8 protein-coding genes are annotated in these 15,217 nt (G+C 41.0%); 2 read left to right on the top strand and 6 right to left on the bottom strand.

What is annotated here, in order from left to right; all coding sequences use genetic code 11:
• Positions 1 to 29: 29 nt before the first annotated feature.
• From glnA to DG474_RS01885, 5 genes are all read right to left on the bottom strand, one after another.
• Positions 30 to 1,376 (bottom strand): type I glutamate--ammonia ligase, encoded by a 1,347-nt coding sequence (gene glnA / locus DG474_RS01905; RefSeq protein ID WP_001122885.1) that lies wholly within the window; start codon positions 1,374 to 1,376, stop codon positions 30 to 32.
• Between the two features lie 36 nt (positions 1,377 to 1,412).
• A complete protein-coding gene (gene glnR, locus DG474_RS01900; protein ID WP_000664333.1) occupies positions 1,413 to 1,769 on the bottom strand; it encodes a transcriptional repressor GlnR in 357 nt (118 codons plus the stop codon).
• A 76-nt stretch (positions 1,770 to 1,845) separates the two neighbouring features.
• On the bottom strand, positions 1,846 to 2,373 hold the full coding sequence (locus DG474_RS01895) for an FUSC family protein (protein WP_255778619.1): 528 nt from the start codon (positions 2,371 to 2,373) through the stop codon (positions 1,846 to 1,848).
• A 134-nt stretch (positions 2,374 to 2,507) separates the two neighbouring features.
• Complete coding sequence (locus DG474_RS01890; protein ID WP_255778610.1) at positions 2,508 to 7,151, bottom strand: antigen I/II family LPXTG-anchored adhesin; 4,644 nt, start codon at positions 7,149 to 7,151, stop codon at positions 2,508 to 2,510.
• A gap of 164 nt (positions 7,152 to 7,315) precedes the next feature.
• A complete protein-coding gene (locus tag DG474_RS01885) occupies positions 7,316 to 8,515 on the bottom strand; it encodes a phosphoglycerate kinase (protein ID WP_001096776.1) in 1,200 nt (399 codons plus the stop codon).
• 353 nt (positions 8,516 to 8,868) lie between these two features.
• Here DG474_RS01885 and DG474_RS01880 point away from each other — a divergent pair, with 353 nt between their 5' ends.
• Both DG474_RS01880 and DG474_RS01875 read left to right on the top strand, forming a co-directional pair.
• Positions 8,869 to 9,795: a helix-turn-helix transcriptional regulator gene (locus tag DG474_RS01880; RefSeq protein WP_084938854.1), complete on the top strand. Its 927-nt coding sequence runs from the start codon at positions 8,869 to 8,871 to the stop codon at positions 9,793 to 9,795.
• Between the two features lie 84 nt (positions 9,796 to 9,879).
• Positions 9,880 to 10,248: a hypothetical protein gene (locus DG474_RS01875; RefSeq protein WP_025168475.1), complete on the top strand. Its 369-nt coding sequence runs from the start codon at positions 9,880 to 9,882 to the stop codon at positions 10,246 to 10,248.
• A 118-nt stretch (positions 10,249 to 10,366) separates the two neighbouring features.
• On the opposite strand, the gene DG474_RS01870 is transcribed toward DG474_RS01875, so the two are convergent.
• Positions 10,367 to 15,091 carry an endo-beta-N-acetylglucosaminidase gene (locus DG474_RS01870; RefSeq protein ID WP_255778593.1) on the bottom strand — a complete coding sequence of 1,575 codons (4,725 nt, stop codon included), beginning with the start codon at positions 15,089 to 15,091 and terminating at the stop codon, positions 10,367 to 10,369.
• Positions 15,092 to 15,217: the final 126 nt, after the last annotated feature.

Below are 15,217 nucleotides of genomic sequence, written 5' to 3'. Positions count from 1 at the left end.
TGCCCAATCAGACAATCTTTTTTATGTTCTTAATACAAATCAAGATAATTATCAACTTCCCATTGTGACACAAAGGTTGCATAGCTAGCCCACTCGATACGTTTGGCTTCAAGGAAACTAGTGTAGATGTGTTCACCTAGGGCTGCCTTGACCACTTCATCCTCAGTCAAGGCTTTCAAGGCGTTGTGAAGCGTTGATGGAAGGTCAGTAATTCCAGCTTCCTTACGCTCTTCCGCTGTCATGATATAGATATTTTCTTCGATAGGAGCTGGTGCTTCGATTTTGTTTTCAATACCATGCAAACCAACTTCCAATAGAACTGCCATAGCGATGTATGGGTTTGCCATCGGGTCCACTGAACGCAACTCAAGACGAGTTCCCATACCACGTGAAGCTGGTACGCGCACAAGTGGCGAACGGTTACGACCAGCCCAAGCAATGTAAACAGGCGCTTCATAACCTGGAACCAAACGTTTGTATGAGTTAACTGTTGGGTTCATGATAGCAGTATAGTTGTAAGCATGCTTAATCAAACCGCCAAGGAAATGGTAGGCCGTTTCAGACAACTGCATTCCTTTTGGATCATTTGGATCAAAGAAGGCATTATTTCCTTCTGCATCAAACAAGGACATATTACAGTGCATACCTGATCCAGCGATACCAAATTTTGGTTTCGCCATGAAGGTTGCGTAAAGACCGTGTTTACGAGCAATGGTTTTAACAACAAGTTTAAAGATTTGAATCTTGTCACAGGCACGGAGGACTTCATCATACTTGAAGTCAATCTCGTGTTGTCCAACCGCAACCTCGTGGTGACTCGCTTCTACTTCAAATCCCATTTTGGTCAAGACATTAACGATTTCACGACGCGTATTGTCTGCAAGGTCTGTAGGCGCCAAGTCGAAGTAGCCACCCTTGTCATTTACTTCAAGTGTTGGATCCCCATTTTCATCCAACTTAAAGAGGAAGAATTCTGGTTCTGGACCAAGGTTGAAAGATTTGAATCCTACTTCTTCCATATGACGAAGTGCACGCTTCAGATTACCACGAGGGTCACCTGCAAAGGGTTCGCCTTCTGTTGTATAGACATCACAGATCAAACCTGCAACACTTCCATTTTCATCTCCCCAAGGGAAGACTGTCCATGTATCCAAGTCTGGGTACAAGTACATATCTGACTCATTGATACGTACAAAACCTTCAATAGAAGAGCCATCAAACATGGCTTTGTTTGACAAGACCTTATCTAACTGTTCATCTGTAGCAGGAATTTCGACGTTTTTCATGGTTCCCAGAATATCTGAAAACATGAGACGGATAAAGGTAACATTTTTTTCCTTGACTTCACGACGAATATCTGCAGCTGTGATTGGCATGGGTTTTCTCCTTAATATATGACTACTTGCGATTGCCTAACCGCGACCAAAGGGTGACCGTACTGAAGCAAAGCGCCCCTGCTGGAGGAGTTCATTGTGAAGTGCACGACGCACTTCCGTCTGACTCACGGCTTTCTTGGACTTCGCCTCGCGTTCAGCATATTTTTTCTTAATCGCAGCAATATTATGACCTTCAGAGATATAATCTTTGATTTCAAGCAGACGATCCATGTCATTCAACGAATACATGCGACGGTTCCCTTCGTTTCGATCAGGTTTGATCAACTCTTGATCTTCATAATAACGAATCTGACGCGCCGAGAGATCGGTCAACTTCATAACACTGCCGATAGGAAAAACAGCCATATTTCGGCGAAATTCTCTTTCCTTCATTTACAATTTCCTTCTTCCTGTCTATTATAGTCTAAAAAAAGACATACGTCAACGAATAATGTCATAAAATGTAACATTATTTTCTTTTTTTCTCCCAAAGGAGTTTCAGTTGCTCAATATCATAATTTACAAGGATTGCGACAAAAACTCCCATAAATGTTTCAAATACGCGCGCAAACACGTACAAAAATGTTTCTCCGCTTGGTATTGATAGGGTAATAATCAACATAGCCGCTACACCACCGATAACTCCTGCCTTGTTGTTCATGGCAACATTTGTCATAATGGTTAACATGGTGCAAATCGGAACAACTAGTAAGGTTACCCAAAAGGCTCCATGAAATAAAGTGTTTAAGAGGAAAAAGACAAGGGCGTAAAAACCGCCAATACTATTTCCTAAGATACGCGAAGTTCCAAAATGGACACTCTTATCAAAGCTCTCTCGTAAACTGAAGACCGCTGTCAACGCTCCAATTTGAAGCCCCTTCCAGCCAAAAAAACCAAAAATCAAGAGAACTATAAATACGGCAATCCCTGTTTTGAAGGTTCGCATACCAAGCTTGAACTGTGACTTATCAAATTTATATTTTTTAAAATAACTCATAATCTCAACTTTCTACTACCATTTTAACATAAATTAGTTGATTTTATGAACCAAAATCAATAGGAAGCGTTTTTAATTCAAGCTACAAGAAAAAGAGGAAACAAAGTTCCTCTTTTCTATTTAACTTTTAGAGCTTAGTTGCTTTCGTCTTCTTTACGTTTCAACTGACCAAGTCCTAAAACTCCTACTAAAGCTGCTAGACCAAGATATGGCATGTAGCTTGAATCATTTGTACCTGTTTGAGGTAGAGTAGGGTTACCTTTTGGATTTGGAGTAGGAGTTGTTGGCTCCTCTGGTTTCTTAGGTTCTGGCGTTGTCGTGCGAACTGTATTTGAAGCGTAAGCAACTTTGTTCACAGTATTTACATAGGTATTTTCAAAGGTTCCGACTGCAATTCGTTTCATTTGAATATAAGTCTCAGCTTGGAATGGAGAATCCAACTGAATCTCTTGAAGGAATTCCTCCTTGAATCGAATGGTAATCATTCCCTTATCTTGAACATGTTCAACCTGTGTTTCAGCGGTTAAGTCTGTCCCTGCCTTGATAACACGACCGTCTTTCAATCGGATATCAACCTTGGCAAGAACTTTATAGTTTCCAGTGTATTGATCACCTTTTTGGTCATAATCATCTACAAAACTATAGTCATTCAAGTCCTCAGAATGATTTTGTGGAATCAAACCACCAATTAAACGATAATTGAAGTACTGGTTCAATGGAATTGTTTGGCCATCGATATTATCACTGCTTGGATCCATACTGATTGTCACATCTTTTTTAGGTGTGATTTTCGGTACATTGTTGACAACTACTTCTGTAGCATAGCCATTTCCAAAATCAATTTGGTAGGCTTTGTTTTCATACTTACCACCCGTTTGACCAAATTCAGGTTTAACTGTCATCGGATCTGTGATGAGCAATGATTTTCCTGCTGCTACATAGTTCTTGTAGAATTCAGCTGGATTATCAGCTGAGAAGAGTTGGAAAGCACCTTTAACAGTGATGTTTGCTTTCTTCAACAGCTCTTGAACCTTCTTAGGCGCAGCTTCTAAACTGTCATATTTTTGAACGCTGACACCTGATACAAGGTTGCCTTCTAGATCACGAATCTTAACCAATTCTGGTTGAAGGGTTAAGGCTTCTTCTGGATAATCATCCACATAGTAGAAACCATTTTGAATCGCTTCTTTAGAAGATTTATCTCCCTTGTATTGGTCCAAATCCCATGTGAGTTCATAGTAGTTCGTTGAACCAGCTAGAACTTCTTTGCCATCAATATTCACACCTTGCTTGTTCTTGTTAACTTTCAAAGGCTTGATGTAGTTGTTATTTGGATTGTCAGGATCATTTGGTTTACCTGGAGTCGTTACACGAACAATGTTTGACTTGACACCATAGGCATCGTTGACTGTCAAGGTAAAGTTATTTGTATAAGTCGCCCCATCATTCAAGACACGACCAACAACCGTTGGATAAAGAGTTTCAACAGGTTTAGTTAAATCAGCATTGTATGTTGCCAATGTCTCCTCAGTAGCCTTAAAGGTTACAGTGTGACTAGCTTTGTCATAGCTTGTTTCAAAACCTTTGCTTGCAGCCTTGGTTGCTTCCAAATCAAACTGATAGCCAGTTGGAAGTGGATCTACCAATACAAATGAAGTTGTTCTTGGACGACCAGCTGTCAACGCTTCTGTTTTCAACTCAAACTTCACTACAGACTGCTTAGCAACTAGAGTACGATCGATATCTACTCCATCCTCATTTTTAATTTCTTTATTAATCTGAGGTTGTGCAAAAAGACGATTGTAATGGAAGTGAACTGTTGGCACCGCTGGTGGTGTTGGCAACTGCTTAGGAGTTGGTGCTACCGGCGGAGTTGGCAATGGATCATAATTTGGCTCTTCTGGTTTTGATGGCTCTGGTTGATCTGGAGTTTTTACCGGTGGAGTTGGCTCATTTTCATAGCTTGGTGCTACTGGAGCTGGTTCCAATGGTTTCTCTGTCTCATATGTTGGCTCTTCTGGTTTTGATGGCTCCGGTTGATCTGGAGTTTTTACCGGTGGTGTTGGCTCATTTTCGTAGCTTGGTGCTACTGGAGCTGGTTCCAATGGTTTCTCTGTCTCATATGTTGGCTCTTCTGGTTTTGATGGCTCTGGTTGATCTGGAGTTTTTACCGGTGGTGTTGGCTCATTTTCGTAGCTTGGTGCTACTGGAGCTGGTTCCAATGGTTTCTCTGTCTCATAAGTAGGAGCTTGTGGTGCAGTTGGTTCTACTGGCGGAGTTGGTTTTTCTAATGTGATGGTTGGCAAATTAGTTGCTCGAACATTTCCGTTAATCGCAAACCAAATATTTGGCTTTTTGGGAGATAATTTCTCTGCTCTACGTGGATCATTCGCTGCAGGCTGTCCCAACACTTCTGAAGACGAAATTGTTCCGATAGTCATACTATTTGAAGGACCTGAGATTTCCACTGCTCCCGCACCATACCAAGAGTTTGGTGCATCTGCATTATCCCAACCAGAATCTGGTTGACTATTCTTATACATGGTGAAGCGGGAACCACCAACTCCTTTTTTGAAGTTTTCAGATTCTGTCGCATAAATTTGGCCGTTCTTTTCACCAACTGAAGAACCCGAAATTTTGATGAAATTCCCAGTATAATCTTTAGCCATCTCGATTGAGTTTGCTTCGCGGTTAAGAGACGCTACAGACATCAAGGCCTTGTCAAAATTAATAATTTGACCATCTTCATCATAGAATTGAAACTCAGTCTTAACGAAGAGAGAGGTAGCATCTTCTGTATTACCAGTATAAGCCGAAGCGAAAACCCCCATCGTTGGGTCTTTAAAAATTCCCAACCAAGCCTTATCATTGCGGAACTTGGAACTAGGATCAAGAGTATAAGTATAGACGATTTTAGAAACTTTTTTCCCTTGATAGTAAGTCCCCTGAAGATTCGTATAAGTTGCTGTTGCAGACTGACCTCGTTTCAGCAGGACTGAAGACCATTCAGTTGGTCCCTTACCACTTGTTACATTTGAATTGTACTCAGAATACTTACCGACTGTACCAAAGCTTTCCTGTTTGTTTGTCTGGTAGTTAGCATTTTGAATGTCTGTTACTTTAAAGTTATCCAACTGGAAGAGTTTATTGGCAAATTCTGCAGTATTCTTCACAGCTGCTTCCATGCCAGTATAGCTAACAAATTCACCAGTTGTAGTCAATGAAAGTTCAGCATTAGGCTCCGATTTGAAAATCAAACTTTGAGCACTTGGGCGACTCAAGTTTCCATCTTCATTCTTCTTTGATTCTGCTAAAGCCATAGCTGCCTTAATTTTGGCCTGCTCAGCTTCATAAGCTTGCAACTTAGCCGGATACTCAGCCAACTCTTTCTTATATTTGGCAAGATCAGCTTCGTATTTAGCTAATTTTGCTTCATAGTCAGTTTTAGCCGCGGCATTCCGTTGCTTGATTTCTTCGTTTTCAGCTTGGAGCGCTGCATTTTTAGCTGTGTTTTCTTCAACAGCCTTCTCATAAGCTGCTTTAGCATCAGCATTTGCCTTTTGAACACGAGCTAGTTCTGTCTGATAAGCCGCTAACTTAGTTTGGTAGTCTGTTTCGTTAGCTGCATTCGCTTGTTTGACTGCTGCCAAGTCTTTTTCGTATTGTGCTATTTTAGCCTCATAAGTTGCCTTGGCTGTTTCATTTCGTTGTTTAATAGCTTCATTTTCAGCTTGGATAGCATTGTTTTTAGCTGTGTTTTCTTCAACAGCCTTTTCATAGGCTACTTTTGCATCAGAATTAGCCTTTTGAACACGTGCCAATTCTGTTTGATAAGCTGCTAATTTAGCTTGATAATCAGCATCATTATCCTCTTTAGCTTTCTTAATAGCTGCAAGGTCTGCTTCATACTGCTTCATCGCTGCTTCATAAGTTGCTTTTGCAGTTTCATTACGCTGTTTAATAGCTTCATTTTCAGCTTTAAGCGCTTCGTTTTTAGCTGTGTTTTCTTTTACTGCTTTATCATAAGCCTCTTTAGCTTCAGCATTAGCTTTTTGTACTCGAGCTAATTCTGTCTGGTAAGCTGAAAGTTTATTTTGATAATCCTGTTGACTATCTTCATTTGCTTTTTTGACAGTTGCTAAATCTTTTTGATATTGTGCTAGCTTAGCCTCATATTCTGCTTTAGCTGTTGCATTAGCAGTGTTGATTTTTTCAACTTCTTCTTGATGACTTTTTAGATCTTTTTGGTACTTGTCATCCGCTGCTTTGTTTTCAGCATTGATTTTATCTGTTTCAGCCTGATGAGCTGCGACTTCCTTTTTATATGCTTCAGTCGTTGTCTTTACTTCTTCAGACTGTTTAGCATAGTCGCTTTTAATTTCATCTTGTTTTTGAGCATTTTCTGTAGCAGTTGTAGCTGTTCCTTTGTCTTTTGTTTCATCTTGAACCACCTTAACTCCTGCAGATTTTGCATCAGCAACTGCTTTATCCAAATCAGCTGATGATACTTCTACTGGCAAAGCTGAGTCTTTAGAACCAGCCTTAGCTTGGCTTTCTTTGGCAACTTGGCTCATTTCACCCTGAGCTTCAGGTAGATTTGTGGCTGGGTTCCCTGTAGTAGCTACCTCAACTGTACTTGTACTAGTTGTCTCTGTAACTTCATCAGCAAATACTGCTTTGTCTGCAAAAGCAATCAAAGCAGTTCCTAAAACAGCACCACACAACGTTTTCGCAACTTTGCTTTTACGAAATCCATAGACTTCTTTTTTATTTTTCATTATAATCCTTTTCCTTATCTAAATTTAGTCGTTACTTTTTATACTAGCACTTTACAAGGCAGGATGCAAATATTTACTCTTTTTTTATTTATAGAAAAATTCCACCTATTTATAAATTAAATTAAAAAGAAGATGGTCACACCATCTTCCTTTAGTTAAACTATTTATTTTTCAGTCAAAGCTGCAAGTCCTGGCAATACTTTACCTTCAAGGAGTTCCATTGATGCTCCACCACCAGTAGAGATCCATGAGAACTTGTCTGCACGGCCAAGGTTGATGGCTGCAGCAGCTGAGTCACCACCACCGATGATTGATTTAACACCAGGTTGTTTCACGATAGCGTCCATGACACCGATTGTACCAGCTTGGAAGTCAGGGTTTTCAAATACACCCATAGGTCCGTTCCATACAACTGTTTTGGCACCAGTCAAAGCTTCGTCAAATTTAGCGATAGATTTTGGACCGATATCCAAACCAAGGAAACCTGGGTCTACTGCTTCACCTTCAGTGTCTTTCACTTCAGTGTAGTCAGCAAATGCGTTTGCTTCTTTTGAGTCAACTGGCAAGATCAATTTGCCGTTTGCTTTTTCAAGAAGAGCTTTCGCAACATCCAATTTGTCTTCTTCTACAAGTGAGTTACCGATTTCGATACCTTGAGCTTTGTAGAATGTGTAAGTCATCCCACCACCGATAAGCACTTTATCAGCTTTTTCAAGCAAGTTTTCGATAACACCAATCTTGTCTGAAACTTTTGAACCACCAAGAATCGCTACGAATGGACGTTCTGGAGCTTCAACTGCTTCTTGGATGTAAGCAATCTCGTTTTCAAGAAGGAATCCAGCAACTGCTTTTTCAACGTTTGCTGAGATACCAACGTTAGATGCGTGTGCACGGTGAGCTGTACCAAATGCATCGTTTACGAAGATACCGTCTCCAAGTGATGCCCAGTATTTACCAAGCTCAGGATCGTTTTTAGATTCTTTCTTGCCATCAACATCTTCGAAACGAGTGTTTTCAACCAAGAGAACTTGTCCATCTTCAAGAGCGTTAACAGCGGCTTCCAATTCAGCACCACGTGTAACACCTGGGATAAATTTAACTTCTTGTCCCAATTTAGTAGCCAAGTCAGCAGCTACAGGAGCAAGTGATTTACCTTCTTTGTCTGCTTCTTCTTTTACACGTCCAAGGTGAGAGAAGAGGATTGCACGTCCACCTTGTTCAAGGATGTACTTGATAGTTGGAAGAGCTGCAGTGATACGGTTGTCATTGGTAATCACGCCATCTTTAACAGGTACGTTGAAGTCAACACGAACGAGAACTTTTTTCCCTTTCAAGTCAACGTCTTTAACAGTCAATTTTGCCATTAGATATGACTCCTTCTTTTTTTATACGTGTTAATTATATCACAAAATCCTCAAAAGAGATAGAAAAACCCTAAACTTTTCTTGTTCATTCTTCTATCTATTAACCTAAAAACCTAGGATTTCAGTAAGGGAAATAGAAATTTTCACATAATTCGGTTGGAATAATTTAGGAAAATTTCTTGATTGATCTGCCTAATTACTTCTATACCATTCTTTTTCTAACATTTTAATCCTTAATATTCCAAACTCTACAGTCCTTCTTTTTGAATTGCTAGGTTTCTTATTATACAATATAACTAAAATAGTTTCTTCAGTTTGTGCTATTTGAGATTAAAAGAAGGGGAATTGCTACCATGAAATTAGAAAGACTAATCTATATTTTACTGTCTCTTTTAAATAAGAAGAGGATAACAGCTAAAGAGATTGCAGAGAGGTTTGAAATATCTACTCGAACTGTATATAGGGACATGGATACACTCAGTTTAGCGGGAATCCCAATCTATTCGGAACGTGGAGATAAGGGAGGTTTCTATATACCAAGCGACTATAAGATAGACAGAAACTTTTTCACTGAGGAAGAGAGACAGTTTATCATTAATATGAGCCAAAATGTTAGTAAAATCGTTGGTCATTCAAGTCTTGACAGTATCGAACACAAGCTGTCTTCTCAAGAAATTACAAGAGCAAACAGTCCTTTTTACTTTGATCTCAGTTCCTGGACTCTTAATACAAATTATTTACTAGAAATTGAGGAAGCGATACAAACTGAACAGATGATTTCTTTTTCTTACTATTCGAAAAAACAAGAGAAAAGTCAGCGAACAGTTATTCCATACAGATTGATCTATAAACTGAATGCTTGGTATGTTATCGGTTACTGCTTAGAAAAATTAGATTTTCGTATTTTTAAATTAACTCGAATTCGTGAACTAGAACTAGTGGAGATAAAAGATAAACCATTCGATTATCCACGTTTATCTCAAGAAAAGTTAGAGCTTTTTTTAAATCCCCCAAAACATAAAGTGGAGGGGCAAAGAGAAGAAATCGAACTAGTTTTTACAAGATTTGCACTCCCAAAAATCTACGATCACTTCACGGAAGAAGAAATCAGAGTCGAGGACGAAATAATAAAAGTTCAGGCATTCAGAGCTTTAACTCCCGCATTTTTTGATTTACTCTTAAGCTTTGGTTATCAAGTAAAGGTCGTATCTCCAAGTCACTTACAAAATCTACTGGTCAGTACTCTCAAAAAAAATCTTCAGCAATATGACAACCTGTAGTCATATTGCCTTTTGTATACTCTTAAGTGGGCAAAATATTTCATGATATTCATCTTAGCCCAATTATTTTACAGGAGGTTCCAAATGGATACAAAAACACTTGCAGAAAGCTATTTTACGGCAGTAAATGAGGGAGGCTGGGAAGATTTCGTAGCTGAAAACTTTGATTATGGCATGTGCGATAGTATAGAAATTCGACAAGGACGTGATATTTATTTGCAAGGCGCAGGCCAATTCTATGCTTTGAGCCAGCATCTTGAAGTGAAGCAATTACTTGTTGATGGTCGAACAGTCTCAGCTTTAAATCGCTACCGTCTACATTCTCCTCAAGGAAAAGAACTCGAACTGGATGTCGCAGAATTTCTGAAATTCGATGAGTTTGATAAATTAGTTGCATCCAATATTTATTTCGACACCTATCGTTTTCAAAAATTTATCCAAGGAATTGAATAACAAAAATCTAGCTTCAAATTTACTCTTCAATTTCAAAACTAAAAACAAGGTCTGACTAATCTACAGTCAAACCTTGTTTTTTTATTTTTATGAGAAAATCCAAGATTCGTAAATCTGATTAGTCTTCTCTCTTCTTTCCAGCAAGCAAGCCGTAGCCACTCATTAGGCCGAGGAGTCCTAGCGCTACTAGACTAGCATCTCTTGTCGCTCCCGTATTTGGGAGCTCTATGTTTGTTTCTTCAACTTTTGCTGGTGTTGCTGAGAGCGCTTGATCCCTTGTTTGTGAGACTTGCTCTTCTTTCGTTCCAACTTCAACAATTTCTGGAAGGGCTTCCTTGAGAACCTCAGTAGAATGAAGGGTGCGTTTGCCCTGAGCATCAACTTCTACAAAGCGACGAACTTGACCTTCAACGCCTGCTTGAACTAGCTGGCGTTTGCCTTTGAGAAGGGCTGCATTTGGTCGTTCCTGATGTTCGAAGGCAACTGAAACTTCTTCAACTTCCAGTTTCGGAGTTTCTAGAACTAAATCTTTCACACCTTCAGCTGGTTGGTTGCTTGATAGAACTTTTGTACCAACTTCGGTGATTTCTGGGATTGATTCCTTGACTACCTCAGTCGAACGAAGAGTGCGTTTGCCTTGGCTATCTACTTCTACAAAGTGGCGAACTTGACCTTCTTCTCCTTTTTGGACAAGTTGATGTTGACCTTTTAGAAGGCTTGCATTTGGTCGCTCCTGACGTTCATAGGCTATTGTTTCAGTTTCAATAACTAGTTCAGGGAGGGCCTTAACCGTCGGGGCCACTTCATTTGGATCCATGCTACCAACATGATGGCTTTCTTCTGCAGGAGCTAGTTTCTTATTTAGCTTTTCTTTCATTTCCGCAAAAGCCTGTGGAGTTGGCATCTCTGAAGCCAACAAAGTTTCTGCTTGGTCAATCAATTCAGCTTTAGGATCTTTTTCACGGACGGATTCGAGCAAGCCTTCCAACTCTTCTCTAGCAGTCTGATAACGTTGATTTCCATCCAAGGCTGTCCCTGCTTGTTTCAACTCATTCAAAGCTTTGTTGACCTCTTCTTGACTGGCATCATGGTTTTCTGCAACAGCTTTCGCTGCATTGAGCTTCTCTACTAGTGCTGCTTGTTTGTTCTCGCTTGAGAAGGTGTAGGCAAGAGTTGACTGACGGCCTTGGGCAGCAGTGATTTCTTGTTTGAGGTACTCATCGTTGACAGCTGCTTTTGGAGAAACCAAGACATCAAACTCAGCTGTGTGTCCCTTGTAATGAAGGGTCAAGGTCTGACGACCAGTCTTTTGAGCATCGTAGCCCATAATTTCAACACCTTGATCTGTGAAGGCATGGCTTTCTTCTGTCTCATCATCATAGAGAACGCCGAAGCGCCCTTCTGCAAGATCCAGTTGCTCTCCTACTAGATAGTCCGTTTTCGGTTTCTGAGTAATGTACAGACCTGCTACTTCCTTTGGTTTTCCTTCATCTTGACCAGTCACTTGTACCTTCAAGTCACCGCTTACTGGAAGTCCAAGATAGCTAACTGTGAGCTTTTGTTCCCCTTTTTGATGAGCGTTGTAGCCAGATACTGTCACACCTGAGTGAGTAAGGTTAATCAGCTCATCGGCTTGTCCCCCTTCGTATTGAACACGGAGGGTTCCACCTCTAAGGTCAAGTTTTTCTCCCTCTTTGTAAACCGTCTTCTTAGGTCCTTTTTCAAGGCTAACTGCAGCAATTTTTCTCTCATCCTGTGGAATCGCTACTGCCAAGGTGTTACTGATTTCTTTGCCAGGTAGTTGGGTACGATAGTAGAGGAGAGTTGGTTGCTTGTCAAAGCCCAATGGTGCTGTTGCCAAGTCGCCTCCAGTTTCAGACTTCAAAGTTGCAATCGGTGTTTGTGAATCTGCCTTGTCGTAAACGGCGATAGTTGCACCCGCTGGAACATCAGAGAAACCTAGTTGAACTTGATGGTTTCCAAGTGAACGGGCCGCTACCTTAGCCATTGGAATATTTTGACTTTCTGTATCTAGTGTTTCGTACATCTTCCAGTTGTATATACGAATGGCCTTCCAAGGTGTCCCATTATCTGAAGTGATAACTTTTAGGCGCCAGTCTTGGGCAGTAATTGGTTTGTCAAGAGTGATATCTGTCACGTGTGCTTTGTTGCCACGGACTTCCTTAGCTAGTTTCCACTCACCGTCTGTATCCTTGTAGTAAAGGTCAAAATCTTTGGTGTTCATCAAACCGTCGTTAACAGACTCACCACCAGCTCCCGCATGATCCATGACCCATCTAACAACGGTACGTGGCTTGGTCAAGCGAATATCCACACTACCGCTCAGCTGAGCTGAAGACCACTTATCTGACAGACTTGTAATCGTACCGTTCAACATGCCTTCGATGCCTTCCCCGCCTTCAGTATTTGGGAAAGTGCTACCGATAACCTTTGCACCTGGAACAATATTTTCAGCCAAAGGTCTTGGGAGAGTTGTATCCTGAACTGTCATCCCCCAGTTGAATGACGCAGTTGCAGCCTCAGAACGGAGGCCATTTTTACCAACTGCAACGACTTTCAGTTCCTGAGTCCTACCAGTCGCATTAGCAGAACGGCTAATTTTTGGCAAGTAGATGGTTGAAGCAGATGAACCTGTCAACAAACGCCAGTTATCACCGTCTTTTTCGTAGACTTCATAGAAATCCGCATCTTGGTTACCAGCAAATTGGACCACTGCTTCAGCTTCTTGGGCATTTTTAAGAGATTGTTTCACCACAGAAAGGCCTGTAGGCGCTTGTGGTGCTTGGTGATTATCTGAAATGGTTAATTGACCTAGGTTAAACTGATAATCTTTTACAGCTCCTTCATGCTCGAAGAAGAGTTTGACTGCATAGATGGTTTTACCTGCTAGTGAGCTGAGGTCAAATTCTTCATTCTTCCAGTCATCAGAGAGAGTCAGTTCTTTCCATGCAACTGCATCCTCAAATTTGTAGTCTGGAGTCGTAGAGAAGGCCATATAAACTTTAGAGCCTTTTCCTCCCTTGTGGGCAACACGAAGTTTGGTTTTCTCAGTTACTTCTAGTTTGGTAGAATACAAATTCACATCCTGGTTCGTCTTACCAGCTACATCACCTGAGAATTTAAGGGAGTTCCCTCCATTATAGGCATCTGTAAAGTCGTATTCTGCACGAAGTTTTTCCCCCGTTGAAGTCTGCCACCAGCGCCATGTTGGCAAGACACCCGAAACCGAACGGTAGTTCCACTCAGAATCCTTAGAAACTTTACCGTCTACAAACCATTTTCTACCATGACCTGTATTAAAGGAGGTCGTGAAGGTTCGGCCAACTGCTGGTGTGCGGTCCGCAACTAAATTGGCAATCCCATACCACTCTTTATCTGCTGGTTTTTGAGCCGTTGGATCTCCTTGGTAGCCTGTGAAGAAGATGTCTTCATTCTTGTGGTAGTCTTCGCCTGTTTTTCCTAGACTGGTAATCGTATCTGGTGCAAAGAGTCCAAGTGACAAACGCAACTTGCCTTTTTCATCTAAGAGGGCATCCCATTTGACTTTGGTCTTATAAGAACCACCTTGTTGCAATTCCAAGCCTGCAAAGACATCATACTGGCTACGTTCTAGCCATTTGGCCATCTCTACGGAGTGGTCATTCTTTTCCTTGTTCCAGTTGAAATTGGCAAAGAATTGGTCCGCAGGAACTTTGTCTCCTTCTTTTTGCATGAACTGGTAGTTGTAATCACCTAGACCATCTTCGTGGTAACGACCGTATTTGTAGGTCATGGCATCGTACCAAGCATACTTGATTGGGTGGTTGACTTTGGCTGCATATTCTTTTGTATAGAGCATGAATTGGCGCATTTTTTCACCAAGAGGTGCTACCAATTCCCCCGTTGTTTCCTGATTAATGAAATAGCCATCAAAGCCATAGTACTTAGCAAGATCAACGAGTTTGCGTGCAATTGGGAAGGTGCCATCTGCATCTTGTTTCAAGGCAGCTGCAAATTTCTCTTGGTCGGCAATGCTATTTGACCAGTTGAAAAAGAGGGTTCCATAAACGGGAACTCCGTTGCGGTGGCCTGCATCAATGACATCTGGAGTTGGAACTAGACCTTCCCAGAAGACCATTGAATCCAAGTATTGCCAGTAATCAAAAGCGTAGGCCTTGAATTCTTCTCCACCAACAGAAGCGTGGTCTTTGGCCTTTGAGTTGGTATTTGCCAGCGCCTGAACCTTGGCTCTTCTGCTTGCTTTTTCATTAACCAACTGGCCTCTATGACGCTTGGCGAGTTCAACTGAGGAACGGTTGATGGAATCATCCTCACGCGCACCCGGTTCCCATTTTAATAAATCTTCCCAAGTATCAAATTTGATTTCTTTTGGTCGGAGACTCTTTTCCTCATTTTTAGGAACGTCTGCTAGAGTCGGTTTGTCGGCTTTCTTCTCAGCCACTTGAGGAGCTTCCTCTGGTTTGACTTCTTCTTTTTCAGTTGGTTGAGCAGGTTTTTCAGCTTTATCTGCCGGAGCGGGTTTTGCCTCTTCTTTTTCATTGACCAAATCCGTTATTGCTGGAGTGTTTTCTGAAATTGGTTGCTCAGCTACTTTGTTCTCTGTTTCCTCTAATTGTTTTTCAAGGGCTGCAGTATCTGGATTAGCTGTTTCACTAGCTCTTGTAGCTTGGGCGCTCGTATTTGCAGCTGTTTCAGGGACTGCGACTTGTTCGGCAAGAGCTGGGCTCGCAAATAGAACTGAACCAATCATCAAGGAACAAGCTCCGATTAACAGCTTACGAATACTGTAACGGCAACGTTTTTCAAAAAATAGATCTTTCATCTTATCCTCCTAATAAAATATAAAGTAAGCGCTTTACTTTTTGATAAAAAGTAACTGTTCTCAGTGCACACCACCAGAACAGGATCATCTTCATTTTATCCTATATGAAAGCGATGTCAATCTATT

The sequence above is a fragment of the Streptococcus oralis genome (genome assembly GCF_024399415.1).
GTDB lineage: Bacteria > Bacillota > Bacilli > Lactobacillales > Streptococcaceae > Streptococcus > Streptococcus oralis_CS.
The sequence above is the reverse complement of the archived record's forward strand: the minus strand, read 5'-3'. Positions and strand labels throughout refer to the sequence as shown.

Excerpts from the sequence above, each read along its gene's own strand:
- glnA (WP_001122885.1), bottom strand. The coding sequence starts at position 1,376 with ATGCCAATCACAGCTGCAGATATTCGTCGTGAAGTCAAGGAAAAAAAT.
- glnR (WP_000664333.1), bottom strand. The coding sequence starts at position 1,769 with ATGAAGGAAAGAGAATTTCGCCGAAATATGGCTGTTTTTCCTATCGGC.
- DG474_RS01895 (WP_255778619.1), bottom strand. The coding sequence starts at position 2,373 with ATGAGTTATTTTAAAAAATATAAATTTGATAAGTCACAGTTCAAGCTT.
- DG474_RS01890 (WP_255778610.1), bottom strand. The coding sequence starts at position 7,151 with ATGAAAAATAAAAAAGAAGTCTATGGATTTCGTAAAAGCAAAGTTGCG.
- DG474_RS01885 (WP_001096776.1), bottom strand. The coding sequence starts at position 8,515 with ATGGCAAAATTGACTGTTAAAGACGTTGACTTGAAAGGGAAAAAAGTT.
- DG474_RS01880 (WP_084938854.1), top strand. The coding sequence starts at position 8,869 with ATGAAATTAGAAAGACTAATCTATATTTTACTGTCTCTTTTAAATAAG.
- DG474_RS01875 (WP_025168475.1), top strand. The coding sequence starts at position 9,880 with ATGGATACAAAAACACTTGCAGAAAGCTATTTTACGGCAGTAAATGAG.
- DG474_RS01870 (WP_255778593.1), bottom strand. The coding sequence starts at position 15,091 with ATGAAAGATCTATTTTTTGAAAAACGTTGCCGTTACAGTATTCGTAAG.